A 22,155-nucleotide genomic window follows, 5' to 3' on the forward strand; every position below is an offset into this window, starting at 1 on the left:
ACCTCCCATTGGACTTTGCTGTTGATTGTCGAGCCTTCCGGCTCTGCCTCCGACCGAAATTTAGAGCCGCTCACCGGATCTATCGTCGAACAGGTGACAGACCTCCGGACGTATGGAGAAGGCGACCGCATCACCGATCTCGGCCCGGAAGTCCTTAGGGGCCTTGACTGCCGCTAGTGCGTCGCCTGCGCGAACGGTGACCATCGTTGCGTCGCCAAGAAGCTCCACGCTGTAGATCGGCGCAGCTACTTCTCCTCCGCCCCCAGCCGAGATGCGTGCGTCCTCTGCCCGGAAGCCCAAGGTCACGGGCCCGGAAAGGTCGCTTCGCAACCCTGCAATGCGCACATTCTTGGCCTCGAACACTCCATTGGCGATCTCGCCATTGACCAGATTCATCGCTGGAGATCCGATAAATGCCGCAACGAAGGTGTTTGCTGGGCGGTCATAAATCTCGGTTGGGGTGCCTACCTGCTGGAACGTGCCGCGGTTCATGACGACCACCCGGTCGGCCAGCGTCATCGCTTCGATCTGGTCGTGCGTAACGTAGATCGTCGTGACCTGCAGCTCATGATGCAGATTTTTAAGCTGCGCGCGGGTAGAGACACGTAGCTTGGCGTCGAGATTCGACAGCGGCTCGTCCATTAGAAACACGGCTGGCTGACGCACGATCGCACGGGCAAGCGCGACACGCTGCCTCTGCCCACCTGAAAGCTCACGAGGCCTCCGCTCAAGCAGCGGGCCGAGTTCTACCATGTCGGCGGCACGGCGAACGCGCGCGTCATGGGTTGACTTGTCGACCTTGCGCACCTTGAGTGGAAAGCGAATGTTCTCGTAGACGGTCAGATTGGGATAAAGGCCATAGCTCTGGAAAACCATGGCCACGTCGCGATCCTTGGGCTCCAGGTCATTGACGACGCGATCGCCGATCCGAACCTCGCCCGAGGAAGGATCTTCAAGCCCAGCGATCATGCGCATCGTTGTGGTCTTGCCGCAGCCGGACGGCCCCAGGAAAACCAGAAACTCCTTGTCTGCGATATCCAGGGAGACTTCCTGCACGCCGGCAAAAGCACCCCACCGCTTGGTCACATTGCGCAAGGAAACAGATGCCACTGGAAGCCTCTTAAGCCTGATGAAATGTGTTGAACCAGGTCAGCCACGGACCGTTGCCAACTATGACTGGCAGAAATTGAATACGTATGCAATACGGCAGTAAATATTTTTTGCCCCAACGGCATCCAAAACCCCTGCCAGGCAGAACCGCAGGGGCCTCCAACCTCAGGCAGAGCGACTTATCGCCATCGCAATATATCTATTTAATTTCAGATGCTTACTTACAGTGCGCGCCAAAGGAAATTTCCTCGGTCAAGTTGATCTCCCCTCGAATTTGCTGCAGGCGAGCCGCAGTCGGTGAATTCCAGTGCGTTGACAAAAATTGAATGCGTATGCAATCTCGCGCTGAGTAATTTGGGATTGAAGACCTAGATGGTTCTGGAAAGCATCACCCTGCGTAATAAGAAGTTCGCGTTTTCCGCGCTTGCGCGACTAGCGGAGTCCACCCCCGGTTCCGTAGGCAAAAGGATATCTGAAGCCTATCACCCCAACGCTGAGTGGCGTGGTTCCCATCCGCTCAACGAAATGCAGGGGGTGGACGCGATCGAGAACAAGGTATGGCGCCCGCTTCTCGAAGCTTTCCCCGACCTTGAGCGGCGCGACACGATATTCATGGGCGGCAGTTGCTATGGTACCGATCTCGTGGGTGCCGTGGGGCACTACTGCGGCACCTTCCGCAACGACTGGCTGACCATCCCCGCCACTGGCAGGCCCATCTATATTCGCTACGGCGAATTCCACCAGATCATTGACGGAAAGATCAGCCTGAGTACGGTTCTCATCGACGTGCTGGATGTGATCCGCCAGGCGGGGTTCTGGCCCCTGCCGCCCAGTCTGGGCACGGAGGAACAGTGGCCCTGCCCCATCTCGGCCGACGGCATCTTGCTTTCAGAACAGGACCCGGAGGCTTCTGCCGCAAGCCTCAAACTCACGCTCGACATGCAGGCCTCGCTGGGGGCTTATGATGACGAGAAGAATGAGGGGCGCGACGGCCTGCTCAATATGCCGCAGAAGCAATTCTGGCACCCGAAGATGATGTGGTACGGTCCGGCGGGGATCGGGACGGCGCGCACGCTTCAGGGATTTGTCGACTACCATCAATTGCCCTTCCGGATTGCATTCCCGAACCGTAAAGGCGGAAACCACTATGCTCGAATAGGCGATGGGAAATACTCTGCAACTGGTGGGTGGCCGAGCGTCTTGGCAAAGCATATCGGTGGAAATTTTCTTGGTACCTCCCCGACCGGACGTGACGTGAACATGCGGGTGATGGACTTCTACCTTGCGGATGACGGTTTGATCCGCGAGAACTGGGTCCCGCTCGACATTATCCACCTGCTTCTTCAGATGGATGTAGACGTCTTCGCCAGGATGCAGTCGTTCTTCCGGCGTGGAAGGCTGCCATGAAATGCGAGGGGCAGCGGCAGTGAAGGCTTGGATGATAGGCGATCGCAACCATGGCTAAGGATCCAGTCACTTCTGACGACGTGGCGCGCCTCGCCCAGGTTTCGCAGTCGGCCGTAAGCCGCACCTTCACGCCGGGAGCCAGCGTCTCCAAAAGCACCAAGGAACGCGTGTTGCAAGCGGCTCGCGAGCTTGGCTACAGACCCAACGCGCTGGCAAGGGCGATGATCAGCGGCCGCTCACGGCTGATCGCTGTCCTTGTCGCCTATCTCGACAACCAGTTCTATCCGATCGTGCTTGAACAGTTGACTCGAGCGCTTCAGGAGAAGGATTTTCAGGTCCTGCTATTCATGACCGACCCCGGCAATCAGGATCAGATGGTGTTGAAGATGCTGCAGTACCAGGTCGAGGGTATTGTCATGGCTTCTGCGACCATGTCGTCCAGCCTAGCCAAGGAATGTGCTGATACCGGAATTCCCGTGGTGCTGTTCAATCGTTACGTCCCGACCTCTTTGGCGAGCAGTGTAACGTCCGACAACATGGAGGGAGGCCTCTTGCTCGCGAGGCTGCTGGTAGCGGCGGGACATCAGCGAATTGCGTTCATCGCAGGTTCGGAAGACTCGTCCACGAACCGAGACCGTGAAGCAGGTTTCCAGAAGGGCCTCGCAGAGAGCGGACAGTCGATCTGGCGTCGAAAAGTTGGTGACTACAATTTCGACAGCGCTGCCAGGGCTGCGCGTGAACTCCTCGGCGGTGACGAACGCCCCGACGCGATTTTTGTCGCAAACGATCACATGGCATTCTCCGTAATGGACGTTGTGCGCGACGAATTTCATCTCCGCGTTCCGGATGATCTATCGATCGTCGGCTACGATGACGTTCCGGAAGCCGGATGGGGCGGTTACAAGCTCACGAGCGTCAAGCAGCCTTCAGGCAGAATGATAGACGAAACTGTGAGCATCCTGATGCAACAAATTGAAGCTCGTGAGGTTCGGAAGGAAAACGTCGTCATCCCGGCGGATGTCGCCATTCGCGCGTCCGCCCGGCTTCCCGACAGCGCAACGGTAGAAAGCATTATCGCCCAAAGCCGCCGCTAATAGCATGGATCTCCTAGTCGTCCAGCCCTAGGTGAACGGGATGCCCGCCGAAGCTGAAATGTCGAGGTGATCCTCACGAAAACAATGGCTACGCCGTGTATACATTGCCTTCAGCTTCGTCAGGTCCTTCCAGCTCTTCGGCTCCTCGACGCCGTGACTGGCGCCTTCGATCCTGTTGAAACGATCCTTGATCTGGTCGAGGCCGGCGCATAGGGCATCAGCATGCCCTTCTCTTGAGTGCCTCCACATACCCGCATAGCAGCGTCAGGCGGTACCCGACGACGCATAATCGCCGGGCGCCGATAGCCCGCAAGTCCGGCGTCGAAACGATCGTAGCGGGACGATGCGGGGTGGTTGCTATTGCACCCGACCCGGCGGGCCGGACGTCCTCCTGCGCCAGCACTCAGTACCATCCTGCGGTAATGGTCATTAAAATATTGATCGCGGATCGACGCTCCGCCGCAGAGCCTCACAGTGCAAATCTAATTTGACGCTCGACAAATGGTGGCGAAGCTCAGACGTGGTCGGGGTCAATCCTAACCGCCAAATTTGCAGGATCGCTGGGCTCCCGAGCGACGCGCCCACGTCCACCCAAATTCATCAAGCGGATGCCTCTGCCCGCCGGCGACCAGTCGGTCTCCTCCTCAAGTTCGCGCAGGTACTGCAGTAGCCGTGGCCAGTGACGGTTAGCCCCGACACGGGGACGCCGGGTTTTCCCGTCGGCGAACACCTTGTCGAGGACGGGCCGAAGTAGGCTGCGGAGTTCGTGTCGGCCATCTCCAAGGTTCAAGCACTCTTCAAGCATCGCCTGCTTCACCACTTTCGGGGGCAGGTCGTCCATGTCGGCCCAGCCGAGCAGCGCCTCGGCGATGTCGTCCTTCGTATCAATGTCCAGATGGTCGCATAGCCTCTTGCCCCCGGCGGCGTCGGTCGCGAGTTGGACCTTCATCACGTCGATCGCCTGCTCGAACGCATCCATGGCACGGTTGCCTACCGTCGGAAGATCCTCCCCGAAGACCTCCTTCCAGGCCGAACGCAGCTTCGTCAGCGCGTTCCAGTAAGCCTGCGCGGCGTACTTGCCGCTGTGCGATTCGAAAATTTCCTCTGCTCTCAAAGCTAAACGCCCCCCCAATCGCCCGCGCACCATGCTCCGGCTCTTGCAAAGGATGCTTCGAGCAGCAGGTTTCAGTCAATAGTGCTTCGGCCATGATCGGAGTTGGGCCGGAAGCGGTCATCGTCGGGCCACTGCTCAGCGGTCGCGTTTGGGGCCGTTGAACGAACCTGCTGCGCGGGATGGGCGCGCGCGGTGGGGTAGAGGTCACGGGCCGGCCGCCGCGCCCGCATTGAACGTCGTCCGGCTGGGCAGAGCATCTCGGGCTTCTTCAACAAGGAGCCCGACCATGCCCCATCCTGTTCTCGATGCACCGATCAGCCCGCTGCGCCAGCGGCTGATCGACGACATGACCCTGCGCCGGTTCAGCCAGGAGACGCAGCGCAACTACCTACGCGATGTCGGACGGTTCGCAAGCTTTCTGGGCCGGCCGCCCGGATACGGCGACGGCGGATGATCTGCGCCGGTTCCAGGTCGGGCAGCAGGACGACGGTGTTCCCGTGCCAACCTGGAACAGCATCGTTTCGGACCTGCGCTTCTTCTTCACCCACACGGTCGACCGCCCCGATCTGGCGCGCAAGCTGGTCCGGCTGGCGCACCCGCGCAAGCTGCCCGTGGTGCTCAGCCGCGACGAGGTTGCCCGGCTGCTGAACGCCACCACCTGCCTCAAGCACCAGGCCGCGCTGTCGGTCGCCTATGGTGCCGGCCTGCGCGTCGCCGAGGTCTCGGTGCTGAAGGTCGCCGACATCGACAGCGAGCGCATGCTGATCCGGGTCGAGCGTGGCAAGGGCGGGCGGCATCGCAACGCCATGCTGTCGGCCGACCTGCTCGCCCTCCTGCGCCAGTGGTGGAAGGTCGGGCGGCAACAGGGCGTGATGCACCGCGACGGCTGGCTGTTCCCAGGCCAGCACCCGATGAAGCCGGTCAGCACCCGACAGCTCCACCGGATCGTCGTCGAGGCGGCACAGGCCGCGGGCATCGCCAAGCGGGTCGGGCCGCACACGCTGCGTCACAGCTTCGCCACCCACCTGCTGGAGGACGGCGTCGACATCCGGGTCATCCAGGTCTTGCTCGGGCACGCCAAGCTCGACAACACCGCCCTCTACGCCAAGGTCGCGACCCGGACGGTGCGTGCCGTCACCAGCCCGCTCGACAAGCTCGGCCTGTTCAAGCCGGAAGAGAGCTCGCCCGACGGCTGAGCCGTGCGCGCCTCGATCGAGGTCGCCGACATCTTCCGCGCTGCCGGGCCCGCCTACCGGGCCGCCCATGCCGGCCATCTCAGCCTGCAGCAGCTCAAGGTGATGTCGGCGATCGAACGCTGCCGCACCGCAGCCCTTGGCGGTCACGTCGAGGCCTGCGAGGACTGCGGCCAGCGGCGCATCGCCTACAACTCCTGCCGCAACCGGCACTGCCCGAAGTGCCAGGGCGCGGCGGCGCGCACATGGCTCGCCGAGCGGGAGGCCGACCTGCTGCCGGTCGGCTACTTCCATGTCGTGTTCACGCTGCCCGCCGAGGTCGCCGCCATCGCCTTCCACAACAAGGCCTTGGTCTACAACCTGCTGTTCAAGGCGGCATCGGAGACGATGCTGACCATCGCGACCGATCCCAGGCACCTTGGCGCACGCATCGGCATCACCGCCGTGCTTCACACCTGGGGCTCGGCGCTGACGCATCATCCGCATGTCCACATGATCGTGCCGGGCGGCGGCATCGCGCCGGACGGGAGCCGCTGGATCTCGTCGCGCCCGGCCTTCCTGCGCCACCTGTCGCCCGTCCGCAAGAAGCGCTGGGTGGTCTAAGCCAAGCCGCCCTTCGCCGGGCCGGAAGCGGTGCTCGCCTACCTGTCGCGCTACACGCACCGGGTCGTCATCTCGAACCGTCGCCTGATCGCCTTCGACGAGGCTGGCGTCACCTTCCGCTACAAGGACTACCGCCGCGACGACGCCGACCGTCAGCAGGTCATGACGCTCGCCACCGACGAGTTCATCCGCCGCTTCCTGCTGCATGTCCTGCCGCGCGGCTTCCACCGCATCCGGCATTACGGCCTGCTCGCCGGATCCGCCCGCAAGGCCAGCATCGCACGCGCCCGCGACCTGCTGGACGTCGCTCCATCGCCCGACGACGGTCCTCGGGAAGAACCGGACGACGTGCGCCCATCATGTCCCTGCTGCGGTGGACGCATGATCGTCATCGAGGTGTTCGAACGGTGGCGGCAGCCGCGCGGACCGCCGAACGAGGCGGCGGCGAACCGGGAGACCGCCCCATGACCCGGCATGGCATGGTCCAGCCTTCGCTCGCAGGCACTCAGCCTCCGGCAACGGATCCACGCGCGTCCATCATGAGTATCGATGCCGACAGGACCGCGTCCGACCGTGTGCCGAGCCGACAATTCCGCCTCATCGCAAGACGAGATGGTCCGTCCGCATCAACTGCGGCGCTTCCCGGCGGCGGACACGCCATCCCTGACACCGTCCCCAAACCAAAATCCCCATAGGCATCGCCCGTGGGCCGCGGGTTCCTTCCTCGGGGACTTTTGTACGCCTGCCGGCGCCCGAAACTCTTCACGCTAGCGGACCGTCCGCTTCGGGTGGGCGAGGACGCACAAGCAGAAGTCGCTCAGAGCATTCAGCGCTAAGCTCCGCTCACAGCGGAAGTGCTACTCGAGCGAATTCCTGAGTTTTGAATACGCCTGTGTCGCGAGCCAGTGGGTGACCAGTCCTTGGAAAGCTTTGTCATTCATGAACCGAGCGAAAATTTCTTCGTTCTGATCCATCCGTTCCACGAAAAGGGCTTCCAGCAGATTTTTGAACAGCAGCTCGAATTTTTCACCAGGATTCGCAATAGCTACTTGCCGCAAGTTAGCGTCTGCCATGGCGGCCTCGACGATTTGGTCGAAGAACAACTGGTCAGCATTGTTGAAATCAGTGCCAAACCGGTCATTGACGACATCGATCAGCCGGGAAAGAGGCACTTCCTCCTCACGAGCAATCTTCGAGCCAACGGAGGATGGCCCGTCGAGCTGCTTGGCAGTCCCTTCAGACAGGCTGATTGCCCCCTCACTGACTTTTTGAAGACGATAATAGTCCAGTCTAACTTGGTCATCGAACTGGTAGGAGGGGCTGCCCCCTTTTTCGGTAGCTTTGATACGAGATGGCGCAGAAAAACGTACAGCTTTTCCAAATCGGAATCTTGATAAGGGATAATCTGACTCAGGAAGCCGTATAGGCTGCCGAAGGCGAGAACCTTTCCGCGCAATACCTCTGCCTCGGCAGGATCGCTCGTTACCAGATCGGAGAAGTTGCAGACCGGTCGATCGATGATGGCATTCATCTTCTGGTGATCCGCAGGACTTTGCTTCAGCTTTGGCTTGAAATAGACATCGGAAAATAGCTCTATATCGCTGAGAGCATAGATTCCGCTGGAATCCAGCTCGCCCTTGATCTGGTACATTCGGTTCGGGTCGACTTCTTCTCCGATCTCCGCACCTTCGTAATAGGCTTTGAAGGCCTCCTGAATCTCGTTCCGGTCGTTCACGAAATCGAGAATGAAGGTATCTTCCTTGAAGGGGTGGATGCGGTTCAGACGTGACAAGGTTTGGACCGCCTGAATGCCTGAAAGCCGCCGATCCACATACATTGTGTGGAGCAGCGGCTGGTCAAAGCCGGTTTGATACTTTTTCTGCTACGAGTAGAACCTGATATTCGGAGGTAGCGAAGATGTCAGGCAGTTCCTTTTTGCGGACCCCCCGATTCATCGCCTCTTCTGTGTAGGTGACATCTGGAAGCTTTTCGTCGGCGACAGCTCCCGAGAACGCGACGAGTGACTTCATCGCGTATCCCTTCGCCTTGATGTAGGCGTCAAAGCTCTGCTTGTAGCGCACCGCTTCAAGCCGCGATCCGGCCACGACCATCGCCTTGGCGCGGCCACCAACCTTGTGCTGGGTGGCTGCATGGAAATGCTCCACCATCACTTCGGTCTTCTGAGCGATATTGTGGGGGTGCAGTTTCAGGAAGCGTGCCAGCGCCAAGGCCGCCTTCTTCCGGACGACATTCGGACGGACGACATTCGGATCATCGTCGCTGGCCTTCAGCAGCCGGAAGTACGTGGCATAGGTGGGCGCCGATGTCCAGAAGGATCGCATCGAGGTCGATGTCTGGGCCTGGGGGCCGCGGCCTGGAAAGCTGGCTCGTCGACCATGTCGTGCTCGACGGCGGCCCCGGCGACGCCGCCTGCTGGAGCGGTCTCGACCAACTGCTGTCCCGCACCTGGCCGAGCGCCTCGGGCAAGGCGATGCGCATCCTTAGGCTGGCGATCGACACCGGCTATGAGGCGCCGGCCGTCTATGCCTGGGCGAGGCGCTCCGGCGCGGCCCAGGTCGCCCCGATCAAGGGCGTTGAAAGCTTCAACCGCGCCAGTCCGGTCACCGGCCCGACCTATGTCGATGCGACGTCCCGGGGAAAACGCCTCCGCCGCGGCGCCAAGCTGTGGACCGTGGCCGGCTCGACCTTCAAGGCCGAGACCTACCGCTTTTTGCGCCTGCCGCGGCCAAGCGACGAGGAGCTCGACGCCGGCGCAACATACCCCGCCGGCACCGTCCACCTGCCTGCCTGCCTGGATCGACAGCGAGTGGTGCAAGCAGTTCGTCGGCGAGCAGCTGGTGACGCTCAGAACCAAGCGCGGCTTCTCGCGGCTGGAATGGCAAAAGCTCAGGGAACGCAATGAGGCACTCGACTGCCGCGTCTACGCCCGTGCCGCCGCCTGGCTGAGCGGCGCCGACCGCTGGCCCCCGTCCCACTGGAGCGATCTCGAGGCAGAGTTTGGCCTGCCTGCAGAGCCGCTGGTCGCAGCGGCGCCAGAAGCGGGTCCTGAGGCCGCATCCAGTCCTTCAGCTTCACCGCCTCAGACACACACGCTCGAAAGCAGGCGGCGACAGGTGCGGCGCATCCGGCGAAGCTCCTGGATGGCGTAGAGCGGCACACGAAGAGCAACCACGCCGGCAAGTTCCCGCCGCCTCTGCGTGTCTCATTCCAGCTCTCATGTCGAATTTCGCCGCACATTGTTGCGAAGCGTGTTCAGGCGCGCCGCCGAAACCGGCGGCGCGCCAAGACCTCAGACCGACAGAACGATGCCATCTGCTCCCGGATCTGCCCCGCCGTCGGGTGCTCCGTCAACAATCCGGATGCCGTGGACCCACGCCACGCCGTAGGTCAGCGGACTGCGCTCTACCGTGTAGCCCTGATCCTCCAGCTTGCGCGTTTCGCGCCTCGGAATCCTGTTCGTCACGTCGATGATGTTACTGGTCGCAGAGAACCGCGCACTGGCGACCGCGTCGCTCATCTTCATATCGAAATCAAGAACGTTCAGGACAGCCTGCAGCACGCCCATAGCGATCTGCGTGGCGCCGGGCGCTCCCACCACCACATAGGGGGTGTCGCCCTTGAAGACGATGGTCGGACAGATGGAGCTGAACCGCGCCTTGCCCGGATGGACCGAACCCGTCTGACCGGGTCGAGGATCGAAGACGCCCATGCAGCCATTGTACATGAAGCCCAGGCCCTTCGTGATCACACCGGAAGGCATGCCGAGGGAATGGGTCATCGATACGCAGTTGCCCTCCTTGTCGACAACACTCAGATGCGTCGTGTCCTTGGAGGGATGTCCGGAATTGAACCGCGGCACCTCAAATTTCCGGCCCTGCCGAATACCATCGGCGATATCCTGGGCATAGGCCTTCGAGAGTAGGCGATCGACAGGCACGTCGACGAATTTCGGATCGCCGATGTAACGATCCTTGTCGGCGGTCGCCACCTTCATGGCCTCGCAAACGACGCGGATATACTCGGCAGAGTTATGGCCGAGCGACCGCAGATCAAAGTTCTCAAGAATGTTGAGCATCTGCAGGAGCATCAGGCCGCCGCCCGGCGGCTGGTTGGTGGCAACGCGGTAGCCGCGATAGTCGCCCCAGACGGGGGACGTTAGATCGGGAGCATAGTCGGCCAGGTCCTCGCGTGACAAAAGTCCGCCGTTGGCCTGCATGTCTTCCGCGATCCTGGCCGCGATGTCGCCTCTGTAGAAGGCATCCGCGCCCGACCGGGCAATCTCTTCCAGGGTGACTGCCAGGTCCTTGTTGACGACGGTGGCACCGACCTGCTTGGGCCTGGAGTGATCGTCGCAATAGAGTTCCTTCGCGGCCTCGGTGTAGCTGAGGCGTTCCGGTCCGCCGATTCGGCCCATGGCCCCTTCGGCAGACCACCATGCCGCCACATGAGGCCGCACGGTCCATCCGCGCCTTGCCCAATCGATCGCAGGTGCCATCACCTCGGCCCAGGGCAGTCTGCCAAACTTCGCGTGAGCCGTTTCGTAGGCGCGCAAGGCAGCCGGCACGCAAATCGACTGGTACCCGATGTCGTTGACATTGCCCTTCGTGATGAAACCGTAGCCGTCCCGCGCCTCTCCGACGATCAGGTCCGCCCACATGTCGTCACGCGCCGCCTTGGGGGCCGGCGCATGGAAATCGATGTACTCGTGAACGCCCGTGGTCCTGGAGAAAACTCCCATGCTGCCGAAACCGGCGATGCCGGTCATCAGCGGATCGACGACGCCCTGAACAAAGGCGCAGGCAATTGCCGCGTCGATGGCGTTTCCGCCCGCGTCCAATATGTCGGCCGCCGCTTCGGCGGCCTCCGGTTGCGGCGCGACAACCATAGATCGCGAGATGCTCATTGATCTGTTCTCCATTGCATTAGGATTCGGAGCCATACAGGTGGCACTCGACGAGTGCTTCCCCGGCCGGGATTGCTGCCGGCTGAACCCTGGAACAGACTTCCATGGCTCGCGGGCATCTGGGGTGAAACGCACAGCCGGACGGTGGATCCAGGGGGTTCGGGAAAACGGTTCCGAGGTTTAGGTCGGGCACGCCGAGGTCCGGGTCCGGCGTGAGCACGGACGCCATCAGCGCGTTGCTGTATGGATGCCGCGGGGACGCGAAATATTCTGCCGCCGGAGCCTGCTCAACGACGCGCCCCAGATACATCACCGCAATCCGCGTCGCTATGTGCTCGACCACCGCCAGGTTGTGGCTGATGAAGACATATGTCAGGCCGAACCGGTCCTTCAGATCCATTAACATGTTGAGAATCTGCGACTGCACCGACACGTCCAAGGCCGAGGTCGGCTCGTCGCAGATCACCAGTTCCGGCCGCATCACCAGCGCCCTTGCGATCGCAACGCGCTGGCGCTGTCCGCCGGACAGCTGGTTGGGATAGGAATCCGCCAGGCGGCCCGGCAGCCCTACCCCGTCCATGATTTCACGCAACATCTCGTGACGCGTCTGCGGCGTTCCGATCCGGTGGACCTTCAGCGGCATCGTTATGATCGAGCCGATCGTTTTTCGCGGGTTGAGGGAGGAGTACGGGTCCTGGAACACCGGTTGCACGCGCCGCGACATCATCGCGGTGTTGACTGACCTAAGATCCTTGCCCTCGAAGGTAATCTGACCCTCAGTCGGCCTTTCGAGGCCGAGAAGGATCTTGGCCAGGGTGGACTTGCCGCATCCCGACTCGCCGACGATGCCAAGGATGTCGCCCTTGTTGATCGTGAGATCAATCGCCCTCAGTGCACTGAGCGGCTTCCTGGGTGAAAATATGCCCTGGCTGACCCGGTAGGTCTTGGTGACGCCAGAGACGGCCAGCAACGACGCGCTCATCGAACCGCCCCCTCGAGTGTTTCGAGTTGATCATTGTCGCTCCACACGCGACCGACTTCACTTTCGGGAAGCAAACACCTGTCGAGGTGCCCGGAGGCGCTTTGCCTCAGCGGAATCTCGCCGGCCGAGCAGGCTTCCATGGCCCGCGGGCACCGTGTCCTAAATCCGCATCCGTTGATCTTTTCGAACAGGTTTGGAACGACCCCCGGGATCGATCCGAGCCTCGCCCCGACATTGGTCATGCCGGGAACGGGGATGCACCGCAGGAGGCCCTGCGTGTAGGGATGGCGAGGGTTGCGGAAGACGTCCCTCACCGACCCCTGCTCGACGATCTTTCCCGCATACATCACCAGCACCCGGTCGGCGATGCGCGAGACAAGGCCCAGGTCGTGGGTGATGAAGATCATCCCCATGCCGAGCTCTTTCTGTAGGTTCTTCAAGACCCACAATATCTGTGCCTGGATCGTTACATCGAGCGCCGTCGTCGGCTCGTCGGCAATGACGAGGCTAGGATTGCATATCAGGGCCATGGCGATGATAACTCGCTGCCGCAGACCACCGGAGAGCTGATGCGGGTACTGGCCCAGACGCCGCGCGGCCCCGCTGATCCCGACTTTCTCGAGCATCTCCTCGGCCTTCTTATAAGCTTCGCGCCTGGAGATGTTCCGGTGCCGCAACAGAGGCTCGGTCAGTTGATCGCCGATCGTGTAGACCGGGTTGAGCGTCGTCATCGGCTCTTGGAAGATCATCGACATCCGATCGCCACGAATACGCGACATTGCGCGCTCGCCAGCAGATAAAATATCTTTGCCTTCAAAGGTCAGTCTGTCGGCCGTGCGCGTCCCTGAGCGTGGCAGGATGTCCATCAGGGCCAGGGACGTCATGGACTTGCCGCAGCCAGACTCGCCGACGATGCAGACGGTTTCGCCGGACGAGACCTCAAAGTCGAGCCCCCTTACGACGTGCAGACTGCCGCGAGAAGTCTCAAGTCTCACGTTGAGGTTGCGGGCCTCAAGGATGACCCGGTCTTGTCTGTCAGATGTCATCTCACCGGCCTCCGGGAGCGGTGACGTCACGGATGCCGTCGCCCAGCAGATTGATGCAGATGAGCAGCGCAAACAGCGCGATGCCCGGTAGCGTGATCATCCAAGGCGAGAAGAAGATCTCCTCCTTCGCCTCCGCCAGCATCAGGCCCCAGGAGGGGAGTGGCGGCTGTACGCCGAGGCCGAGGAACGACAGCGAGGCTTCATACAGGATCGCGGTCGCCATCTCGATGGTGGCTATAACCGTTAGCGGAGCTGCGACGTTCGGGAGGATCTCGGAAAGAATGATGCGCGGTGTGGAACATCCGATGGCCTTGGCCGCGACGATGAATTCCTGCGAGCGGATCTGCATGGTCACCGAGCGCATGACCACCGCGAAGCGATCCCACAGCAGAAGTCCGAGGACCAGCGTTATGACCGTCAGGGATGCATTGAGCATCGCCACCGTCGCGAGCGCCACCAGGACGACGGGCAAGGTCAGCCGTGTGGTGATGAGGAACGAGATCGCCATGTCGATGCGCCCGCCAAAATAGCCGGCCGTGACTCCGAGCGACGTCCCGATGAGGCCGGACATCAGCGTTGCCGCAGCTCCGATGAAAATCGAGATGCGGCCGCCATAGAGGAGGCGCGACCAGTAGTCCCGTCCCAGCTTGTCGGTGCCGAGCGGATGATCCCAGCTCGCGGTTGGGTGATCCCAGAACCAGGCGTACCAAACCGGCGGGATGCGCCGGCTTGCCAGATCCTGGGCATAGGGGTCGTGCCAGGTGAACAGCGGTGCGCAGATCGCGAGGACCAGGATCAGCGTCAGGCCGACAGCTCCGATCAGCAGGCTGCGGTGACCCAAGGCCAAGAACAGGACGTCCTTCACCCTTGGCGTTGATGGAATTGCAACGTCGGTCATGGTCGCCTCAGTTGGTCCGAAGGCGCGGGTCAAGCCACGCATTGAGCAGGTCTGCCGCAAAGGTCAGGACGACGTAGATCGACGCGATCACCAAGACGATCGCCTGGATCACGGGAAGATCCGAGTAGGAGATGGCCTCCCACGCGAGATAGCCGACACCCTGCATGGCAAAGATTGTTTCGATGACGACCGACCCGCCCAACATGAAGCCGAACTGCACGGCCGCTACTGAAACCAGCGGGAGGATTGCATTCCTGAGCGCGTGCTTGAGGACCACCTTGGATCGACCGAGCCCCTTCGCCCGCGCGGTCCTGATATAGTCCGACCCCATGACCTCAACGATCCCGGCGCGGGTGAGCCGCATCAGCGTCGGCGTGGCATAGTATGCGAGAACCACCGAGGGCAGCACGAAATGGGCCCAGCTCGACGAACCGGACACGGGAAGCCATTTCAGTCCCACACTAAACACGGTGATCCCGATCAGGGCGAACCAGAATGAGGGCATCGCCTGCCCGACGATGGCCACACCCAGGGCCAGCCTGTCGACCCACGAGTTGGGGTTAAGACCGGCGGCAATTCCCAAGGGTACGGCAATCAGCATGGCCAGCGCGAAGGCGATACCTCCGAGCGTCAGCGTGACTGGCAAGCGCTCGGAGATCACCTCCGTCACCGGGCGGCGCTGGCGATAGGATTCGCCGAAATCTGCCTGGAGCGTGTTGCCGAGCCATTCACCGTAACGGGTGAAGATTGGCCTGTCGAAGCCATAGGCGACCCGTATCGCTTCGACGTCAGCCGATGTGGCGCCCTCCCCGGCGAGAGTCCTGGCCGGGTCGGCCGCCACGTTCGTCAGCGCGAACGTGATGGCAGACACCGCCAGCATCACGAGGAGACCCACGAACATTTTCTTGAGCGTGAAGACAAGCACGCAGATTCCTCCTCGTTCGTCGGTTAGCCGCGCTGTGCTATTTCTTCCACTTCACGAGATAGAAGCGGGGGTTCTCGTCAGGGAAGGAGCTGAACTCAAGGCCTGCGCGATGAGCATAGGTGACAGGGTTGGTCCACAGCGGATGCCAGAGCACCTGCTCGTTGATGCGCTTGGTCGCGAACGTGTACTTCTCGAGGCGGACATCCTGGTCGATGGTGGCCGCCCCCGCCTTCAGCGCATCCGAGACCTGGGCGTCATGGGCCATGTCGTCCGCGCCAAGCGTGAAGAAGTTGTTCAACAGGGCGGACACGTCGTTGATGCCGTAGGAGCCCCAGTCACCCAGGAACAGGTGCGTGTTGTTGCCGGCGATCCGCTCCGAAACGGCGGCATACTGGAGAGCCTGGATGTTCACGGTCACCCCGACCGCCGACAGGTAGCCCGAGACGGCCTCTGCCCACGCCCGGTCGCGGCTGGAGTTCGAGACGAGGTCAAGCGTGACGCCCGACTCAAGGCCGGCTTCCTTCAGCAGGCTTTTGGCCTTCTCGGGATCGTACGGGTACTGCGGAACATCAGCCGGGCACCCGAACTGCGTGCGGAAGCAAGGCGAGGTGACGACGGTCGAACCCTGTCCGATAACCTGCTTGACGATTGCTTCCCGATCGATGGCGTGCGCGATCGCCTGGCGCACCCTGATGTCCTGCAGCGGATTGCCGCCTTCCATGTCGCGGAGATTGAACGACAGGAACGAGATGCGCATCGTCTCGGCCGGATTGACCGTGACATCAGGCACGCTCGAAAGAGGCTCGGCCTGATCCGCCGGGACGTACCAGATCCAGTCGAGTCCTCCCCCCATGAGTTCCGCCATCTGGGTGGAAGCATCCGGGATCGCCCGATATTCGATTGCGGAGAGTTCCGGATCGCCCTTCGGGCTGCCGTTGAAATAGCCTTCCCACTTCGAAAGCGCCATCGATGTGCCGGGAACGAAGCTGTCGAACTTGTACGGACCTGTGCCGATCAGCCCGCCGTCGATCTTGGCGGCCTTGTTGGCGCCGTAGAAGCCCTCAGGAAGCATTGCATGCAGGCTCGCCACATATTCCAGAGCCGGCGGGAACGGCGCATGGAGATTGAGCTGAACCTTGTAGTCGCCCAGGGCTTCCGCGCTCTTGATCCAGTTGACATTGCTCTGGACGTTGATCTTGTTCTCCGGGTTGGAGATGTAGTTGTAGGTGTAGACTACGTCCGCGGCGTTGAAGTCGCTGCCGTCATGGAACTTAACCCCTTCGCGAAGGGTGAATACCAGGGTGACATCGTCCACCCATTCCCATGACGTCGCCAGCATGGGCTCGTATGCACCGGTCTCGGGGTTGCGGTGTATGAGCGTGTCCCACACCAGTTGTCCATTCAGGATCATCGCCTCGCGGTGGAAATTGTAATATGGGTCTGGCGCCGTGATGGAAACCGTGCTGGCCCAGCGCAATTTGTTGGCCTCTTGCTGCGCCATGGCATTGCCGCAAAACGCCATAGCGGCAACACCTGCCAGCAGTATCAGCTTCTTCATTCCTCACTCCCTGTTGTTCGGCTTGCCGGACTGGCTCGCCACGATTGCCATGAGCTTCTCGCCCACCTCGATGCATCGTTCGCTCGGATAGCGCGCGGCGATGCCGCCAATGCTCAGGCTCCCGAGCAGCTTGCCCCTGCCGTCCCGAATGGGAACACCGACAGCGACGATGTATTCGAAGAGATCTTCGTTTCCGATCGTGAAGCCTCGTTGCCTCGCCTCCGCGATGCGCTGCCGGATGGCGGCCGGATCCACCACAGTCCGCTCGGTTAGCTTCTTCAGGGGACGAGACAGATATTGGTCGATGAAGGCATCATCGGAAAACGCCAGCAGCGCGAACGGACCGCCGCCTGCATGGATGGGGGAGCGGGTGCCCAATTCCGTACCGACGTTGCGGATCGGCGTGGTTCCCGCGCGCTTTGCGATGCACAGCGATTCGTCGTCACTCAGCACCATGAGGAGGCCGGCGTCGCCAGTGATCCGCACGATCTCGTCGAGAGCAGGCGTTGCCTGGAGGATAAGGGGGTTCTTCTGAAGAGCCTGCTGGGCAAGTTGGACCAGCGTGGAGCCGGCGAAGTAACCGCCTGTGTAAGGGTCCCTCTCGATCATCCGCTCAGCCAGCAACGTGGCAAGGATACGCAGGACAACCGTCTTTCCGTAGCCGACGCGGGCAACAATCTCGGTGGTCGAGATCGGGCTGTCGGCCGCCCCAACCTCCTTGAGGATGGCGATCGCCTTCTGAACCGAAAGACTTTGCTCTGGAACTTTGCGTTGCGTCATTTGTTTGGTCCGATTATCGGACTCAAGGTCCTTTAATTGGACACCTACTAAGTCGGTTACGCCGAGTCAAGCGGCAAGTCCTGGTCGCCCTTTCGCAAACGTGACCGATATGTTCACGCTGATGCGGCCCGACGACCGGGATGATTCGCTGCCTGGGCTTTAGAGCGTTCAGCGCAGTTGCGAGAATTGAGAGAACCATTTGGCAGCTCGTTCCTCTTCGCTAACACTGCCTCGCCCCGCAAGGAGCGTCCTACTGGCCTGATGCCGGTTTTCATAGACACCTAAATAGCGACTATTGAATTGTCAGCCGCTCGTGGCCCAACATGGTCAACGCCAGTGGCAAGGCGCGCGCCACCGCATGCACGAAAAGTCCGACCTGTATCGACAACGGACTCATGCGAGTAATCGGCTGCTGTCCGGCCTGCGAGGTAGAGGCACCAGGGCCGCCCTCTCCCCCTTCGAGCGTCCGCCAAACTGGGCGCCTATCCGCGAGAGTTGCAACAACGGCGGATCGGTAGCACCATCTCGAGAAAAAGCGATCGGGAGGGTGTGCGGTGATGGCTGAGACGGCAGGACTAAGGGCTAAGGTCCTGGAAGCTGTAAAGGCTCGGGGGCCGATCAGCGTCGTTCAAATTTGCAAGGTAGTCGCGGCGGAAGACAAGCCGATAAGGACTGCGATCGATGCGCTGCGCGACCGCGGCGAGCCAATTTGGCTGGATGCGCAATTAGGCTTCTGGTGGCGCGACGATCAACAGCCGTCGCCAGTTCCTGGAAATGATCGCTGGAAGCGGCCCTATTCGCCAGCCTGCTGAGAGGGGATGAAGCTGAAGACGGTATTTGCCGTTGCCAGCCTCCATGTTGATTGCGGTCTATGCGCAGGCGTCGGGATTTCGAACTCCACAACGGCAGCAGACGACGGCGCAGGCTGCCGTATACGGCCCGGTATGTTGCTCCCCTGTCGATCGCCCTTGCCGTGTTCGCAGTTCAGAAAATCAGCCATGGTGGCGCCGGCATTAGCCGCTTCGTCGAGAGCCTGCGCACACTTTAGCCGCGTGCTGCTGCCGAACATATCGAAGGCCGAGCCTCCGTGATTGATGGCGCTCCTCTTCAGAGCAAAACCAGCGCTCGCCCTTGCTCTCGGTTACTCGAGTCCGGCTGTAATACTTCTAAACGTGGTAAATGCGCTCGCCGCTCGAGTCACGGTAGTGATGCGTAAAAGATGATGCCAAAAGCGAGAAGCAGATTGGCTTTGTCATCATGGCGGAGCTGAAGGTTAGCAAAAGCGACCTTGTCAACGCGGGCGAGGCAGAATGTAGTGACTCGATGAGCCGGCGCTTACCAATTTTCCTAGACCATCCACTTGGAAGTATTGCGATCTTAAGCCCGGCTTGTAAGCTGAGGTCAATAAGATTCGGGTGGGGGACCTGATTATGAAACCGTGGTCGGATTTTTCCGCGACCCGCGTTGGTGTCGTGGCTCTTAGCCTTTGGCTTGCGACACCTAGCCCAGCACTGTCTCAGAACATCAACGGCATGCTCGACCTGATGGGTCGCGTTATCGAGCACGATATGCGGCGTCAGGAGCTTGAGCGGCAGCGTCGCCATCAGGAGAGCCAAAGGGCACTGGAGCAAAAGCGGCTGCGGGCAGAAGAGCAGGCCCGCAAGGACGCCGAAAGGGAGCGCGAGATTGCGCTTACAAAACGCATGCAGGCGGCTCTGAACTCGCTAGGCTTCTACAATGCCAAGATTGATGGCGATCGCGGCCCGGGCACCCGGGCGGCAGAGATGGCGTTCGCGGCGGCTTTTGGCATATCGTTGTCTCCTACTGACACCGATGTCGAAAAACTCGAATATATTGCGGAGCTCGGTTTTCGCAGTCGCGACGAGATGATCCGGGCCGAGCGAGGCGGATTCCAGTCGAGGCAAGAGTTTCTTGATGCAGAGGCGGGTGGGTTCACCAACGCGTCCGAAATGGCTGCGGCGCAACGGGCGGGTTTTGACACGGCCGCATCCTATGCCGCTTTTCAAAGTTCCGACTTCGAAAGTCCTGACGAGTTCCGGACAGCGGCGCGTGGCGGCTTCTCCGAGCCAGCCGAATTCGCTGCTGCCAGAGCAGCCGGCTTTGCCCAGCGCGATGAATACCGCGACTTCGTGAAGTCGGGACTACCCGATCGCGCCGCGTTTGAAGCACATCAGCGCGCCGTCGCAGCCGCTGAAGAGGCAGGCGAAGCCTGCACCAACCACAGCGGCGATATGATGGCGGGACTGGATTCATGTCTGCTTGCCATCTCACTGGGCGCACGTGGCCCGGACGTGGCCGCCGCGTTCGACACGATCGGCCGTCGGCTCCAGACGCGTAGGGCCGAACTGGCGGCGGGCAATCCCGGAACGGAAGTGGCCAGCACGGAAGGAGCGCCTAGCGCCGGTACATTCCTGCAGGAACTTGCTGTCGTCGACGCGGCGATCAAGCGACATCGTTGCGGCATGGATGTGCTCCGATCTGCGTGGGCCGACGCGGAGGTAAGCTGTAAGCAGACCGATACCGCAGCGGACAGCGTGGTCGCAGCGCTCAATTCGGTGGCTGCAGAGGAGGCGGAGGCCAAACGCGCCGCCGCAGAGACGGAGCGCAGTCGGCTTGCCTTGGAGGCTGCGCGCGCGCGCGTTGCAACCCTGGTCGAGAACCTGACGGCCTTCATGGAAGCCAAGCGTGAGTTCACACAGCCGCTCGAGGTTGCCAAGGCATTCGTTGCGCTGAAGCAGCAGCAGGAGGCGACGGACTTCCGCCCGATCGAGCAAGCATTGACGCATCTGGACGAACTGTTGGGTGCAGAGGCGGATTTTCAGAAGTTCCTGGAAGAAAAGCGTCTCTCCGAGGCCGTTGCAAAAACGAACGCCCGGGCCACCGCCGAAGCCGAGATCCGCCGGATGGAGGCCTTCGTCGAGCAGTATGTTGCGAGCAACCTCCTCGACGACAACGTGGCGGAGTTGCTCGCCCTGAAGTCCACTTTGACCGACGCGCGGGTCTCGGGCCAGGATTCGAGGATCCTGAACAGCCAAAAGGAGGCCAAGTCGGCTCTTGAGCGGCTGGGTCTTTCCGAAAAGCTGGCCGCCTTCGTTCCCGCAAGCGATGAGAAGAAGCCCAGCGGCGTCCAGCAGGCCGGCAACGGCCTCGCACTCACCGACGAGAACCGGCCACTGCTGGAGGGCGATCCTAAGGACATTCTGCTCTTGGGCAATTTCAGTCCAAAAGCTCCGCATCTCATCCTCAATCTGGTCGGCAAGGTTGCGTTCGATGGCGGGGTAGCAAACTATTGCTGGCAGGGCGGTGCTCCGGCCTCGCCCGACGGCGAAATCCGTGTCGTGCAGGCACTTCGGCGGATTGGTGCTGAGACCTTCATTGTGGCTCCGAATTGCGGCGCTACCGCCATGATGAGGCAGGATGTCATCGTCCTTGAGCGCGGTCGATTCCTGCAGAGCAATATTATCGAAGCGTCAGCACTGGTCGAAGCGTTCGAAAAGCAGGACCTGAAACTGCTCGACTCGATCGCCTGGGCAGACGTGGGAAGGGAGTCGGAGCGGGACACACAACTCGCGGAGACCATCACAACGGAGGTTATTGCCGGCCTGCGGACAGGATACGGCTTCGTGCGGTTGGACAACGGCGCTAATGCCATGTGCCTGGCGGTGGAGGAGGAAACGCTTCCTCTGCATCGATACCTCTTGGAGTCCAACTACATGGCGCTGACAAAGTACCTTCCTGAGGAAGGGGACACTTCTGTCATGTCGCTGGAAAGAGCCTTCGTCGGCATCCAGAAGCAGGATTGTGGTGTGGTCTACGCGGAGGCAGCCGATCTGCAGCAACTCCTGGAAGGCCTTGGCAAGGCCCGAATTTCCTACACGATGTTGCCCGTGTGGATGGACGCGCAAGTTCTGGCTGCCGCCCACACCGCCATTACAGATGCGGAGACAGCCCAACAGCGCGACGTTGCCGCCAAACAGCAGGAACAGGAAGCGCAACGGACACTCGCAGCAAAGCAGGCAGCGGATGCGGAAGTTGTACGTGCAAAGGCGCAAGTGGATTTGCGCGCGCGCTACTCGCAAGAAGCCAAGGCGGCGTTCAATCGCCTGTCTAACCTGGGCGATGCATACATTCGAAGCAAAGAGATCAGTGGTGACTTTGCCGCACTGTTCCCCAGCATAGCCCAATGGAAGCAGGAGCGTCTGCAGGGTGGCTGGGAAGTGCACGATTATGACGGGACGTTGCTGGACTACGGAACTGCAGACTGGCACGGGCGGCGCGCCGAGGCCGTGTTCGTGGAGATTGTTGCGAAATCCAAAAATGCACTTCGCGGGGAGTATGCTCAGCACTGTTTCGCGGTCGGTTACCTCATCGATGATGAGTTCAACATGCTGCGGGACCCCATTGCCACCACCTGCGATAAGCCCTCGGAGCAACTATCTGCGTGGCAGGTCAGCCGAGCCTTCGAAAGCCGCTGGATCGTGCGGTAAGGCAAGCATGCAG

18 protein-coding genes and 2 pseudogenes are annotated in these 22,155 nt (G+C 61.2%); 8 read left to right on the forward strand and 12 right to left on the reverse strand.

Annotation, left to right across the window (positions count from 1 at the left end):
* Positions 1-60: 60 nt before the first annotated feature.
* A complete protein-coding gene (locus tag AC3A4H_RS04895) occupies positions 61-1,110 on the reverse strand; it encodes an ABC transporter ATP-binding protein (RefSeq protein ID WP_487765671.1) in 1,050 nt (349 codons plus the stop codon).
* Between the two features lie 372 nt (positions 1,111-1,482).
* Here AC3A4H_RS04895 and AC3A4H_RS04900 point away from each other — a divergent pair, with 372 nt between their 5' ends.
* Entirely contained in the window at positions 1,483-2,517 is a 1,035-nt protein-coding gene (locus AC3A4H_RS04900; RefSeq protein WP_487765672.1) for a nuclear transport factor 2 family protein, read from the forward strand.
* A gap of 50 nt (positions 2,518-2,567) precedes the next feature.
* Complete coding sequence (locus AC3A4H_RS04905; protein ID WP_487765673.1) at positions 2,568-3,611, forward strand: LacI family DNA-binding transcriptional regulator; 1,044 nt, start codon at positions 2,568-2,570, stop codon at positions 3,609-3,611.
* A gap of 514 nt (positions 3,612-4,125) precedes the next feature.
* On the opposite strand, the gene AC3A4H_RS04910 is transcribed toward AC3A4H_RS04905, so the two are convergent.
* Positions 4,126-4,758: a hypothetical protein gene (locus AC3A4H_RS04910; protein WP_487765674.1), complete on the reverse strand. Its 633-nt coding sequence runs from the start codon at positions 4,756-4,758 to the stop codon at positions 4,126-4,128.
* Between the two features lie 253 nt (positions 4,759-5,011).
* Between AC3A4H_RS04910 and AC3A4H_RS04915 the strand changes: the two are divergent.
* Positions 5,012-5,921: pseudogene (locus AC3A4H_RS04915) on the forward strand (tyrosine-type recombinase/integrase).
* A gap of 3 nt (positions 5,922-5,924) precedes the next feature.
* Positions 5,925-6,989: pseudogene (locus AC3A4H_RS04920) on the forward strand (IS91 family transposase).
* Positions 6,990-7,378: 389 nt separating this feature from the next.
* On the opposite strand, the gene AC3A4H_RS04925 reads toward AC3A4H_RS04920, so the two are convergent.
* From AC3A4H_RS04925 to AC3A4H_RS04935, 3 genes are all read right to left on the reverse strand, one after another.
* Positions 7,379-7,693: a hypothetical protein gene (locus AC3A4H_RS04925; RefSeq protein ID WP_487765675.1), complete on the reverse strand. Its 315-nt coding sequence runs from the start codon at positions 7,691-7,693 to the stop codon at positions 7,379-7,381.
* Positions 7,675-8,313 carry a hypothetical protein gene (locus tag AC3A4H_RS04930; protein WP_487765905.1) on the reverse strand — a complete coding sequence of 213 codons (639 nt, stop codon included), beginning with the start codon at positions 8,311-8,313 and terminating at the stop codon, positions 7,675-7,677. Before AC3A4H_RS04930 ends, AC3A4H_RS04925 begins: the two co-directional genes overlap by 19 nt.
* Before the next feature lie 64 nt (positions 8,314-8,377).
* Positions 8,378-8,863 (reverse strand): hypothetical protein, encoded by a 486-nt coding sequence (locus AC3A4H_RS04935; protein ID WP_487765676.1) that lies wholly within the window; start codon positions 8,861-8,863, stop codon positions 8,378-8,380.
* 8 nt (positions 8,864-8,871) lie between these two features.
* On the opposite strand from AC3A4H_RS04935, the gene AC3A4H_RS04940 reads away from it, so the two are divergent.
* The gene (locus tag AC3A4H_RS04940) at positions 8,872-9,444 is read left to right on the forward strand and encodes a terminase gpA endonuclease subunit (protein WP_487765677.1); all 573 of its coding nucleotides are present in this window, start codon (positions 8,872-8,874) and stop codon (positions 9,442-9,444) included.
* The gene (locus tag AC3A4H_RS04945; RefSeq protein WP_487765896.1) at positions 9,338-9,691 is read left to right on the forward strand and encodes a terminase gpA endonuclease subunit; all 354 of its coding nucleotides are present in this window, start codon (positions 9,338-9,340) and stop codon (positions 9,689-9,691) included. The genes AC3A4H_RS04940 and AC3A4H_RS04945 overlap by 107 nt, the downstream gene beginning before the upstream one ends.
* A 140-nt stretch (positions 9,692-9,831) precedes the next feature.
* On the opposite strand, the gene ggt is transcribed toward AC3A4H_RS04945, so the two are convergent.
* Genes ggt through AC3A4H_RS04980 form a run of 7 tightly spaced genes read right to left on the reverse strand, consistent with a single transcriptional unit; the run spans position 9,832 to position 17,634 of the window.
* Positions 9,832-11,445 carry a gamma-glutamyltransferase gene (ggt, locus tag AC3A4H_RS04950; RefSeq protein ID WP_487765897.1) on the reverse strand — a complete coding sequence of 538 codons (1,614 nt, stop codon included), beginning with the start codon at positions 11,443-11,445 and terminating at the stop codon, positions 9,832-9,834.
* Between the two features lie 19 nt (positions 11,446-11,464).
* A complete protein-coding gene (locus AC3A4H_RS04955) occupies positions 11,465-12,427 on the reverse strand; it encodes an ABC transporter ATP-binding protein (RefSeq protein ID WP_487765678.1) in 963 nt (320 codons plus the stop codon).
* The gene (locus AC3A4H_RS04960) at positions 12,424-13,473 is read right to left on the reverse strand and encodes an ABC transporter ATP-binding protein (RefSeq protein WP_487765679.1); all 1,050 of its coding nucleotides are present in this window, start codon (positions 13,471-13,473) and stop codon (positions 12,424-12,426) included. The genes AC3A4H_RS04955 and AC3A4H_RS04960 overlap by 4 nt, the downstream gene beginning before the upstream one ends.
* Before the next feature lies 1 nt (position 13,474).
* The gene (locus AC3A4H_RS04965) at positions 13,475-14,371 is read right to left on the reverse strand and encodes an ABC transporter permease (RefSeq protein ID WP_487765680.1); all 897 of its coding nucleotides are present in this window, start codon (positions 14,369-14,371) and stop codon (positions 13,475-13,477) included.
* A gap of 7 nt (positions 14,372-14,378) precedes the next feature.
* Positions 14,379-15,296: an ABC transporter permease gene (locus AC3A4H_RS04970; RefSeq protein WP_487765681.1), complete on the reverse strand. Its 918-nt coding sequence runs from the start codon at positions 15,294-15,296 to the stop codon at positions 14,379-14,381.
* Positions 15,297-15,333: 37 nt separating this feature from the next.
* Positions 15,334-16,854: an ABC transporter substrate-binding protein gene (locus tag AC3A4H_RS04975; RefSeq protein WP_487765682.1), complete on the reverse strand. Its 1,521-nt coding sequence runs from the start codon at positions 16,852-16,854 to the stop codon at positions 15,334-15,336.
* Between the two features lie 3 nt (positions 16,855-16,857).
* Positions 16,858-17,634 (reverse strand): IclR family transcriptional regulator, encoded by a 777-nt coding sequence (locus AC3A4H_RS04980; RefSeq protein WP_487765683.1) that lies wholly within the window; start codon positions 17,632-17,634, stop codon positions 16,858-16,860.
* Positions 17,635-18,191: 557 nt separating this feature from the next.
* Between AC3A4H_RS04980 and AC3A4H_RS04985 the strand changes: the two genes are divergently transcribed.
* Positions 18,192-18,446 carry a hypothetical protein gene (locus AC3A4H_RS04985; protein WP_487765684.1) on the forward strand — a complete coding sequence of 85 codons (255 nt, stop codon included), beginning with the start codon at positions 18,192-18,194 and terminating at the stop codon, positions 18,444-18,446.
* A 720-nt stretch (positions 18,447-19,166) separates the two neighbouring features.
* On the forward strand, positions 19,167-22,142 hold the full coding sequence (locus tag AC3A4H_RS04990) for a peptidoglycan-binding domain-containing protein (RefSeq protein WP_487765685.1): 2,976 nt from the start codon (positions 19,167-19,169) through the stop codon (positions 22,140-22,142).
* The last annotated feature ends 13 nt before the right edge of the window (positions 22,143-22,155 follow it).

This window comes from Pseudaminobacter sp. Soil_N_29 (assembly GCF_057656055.1).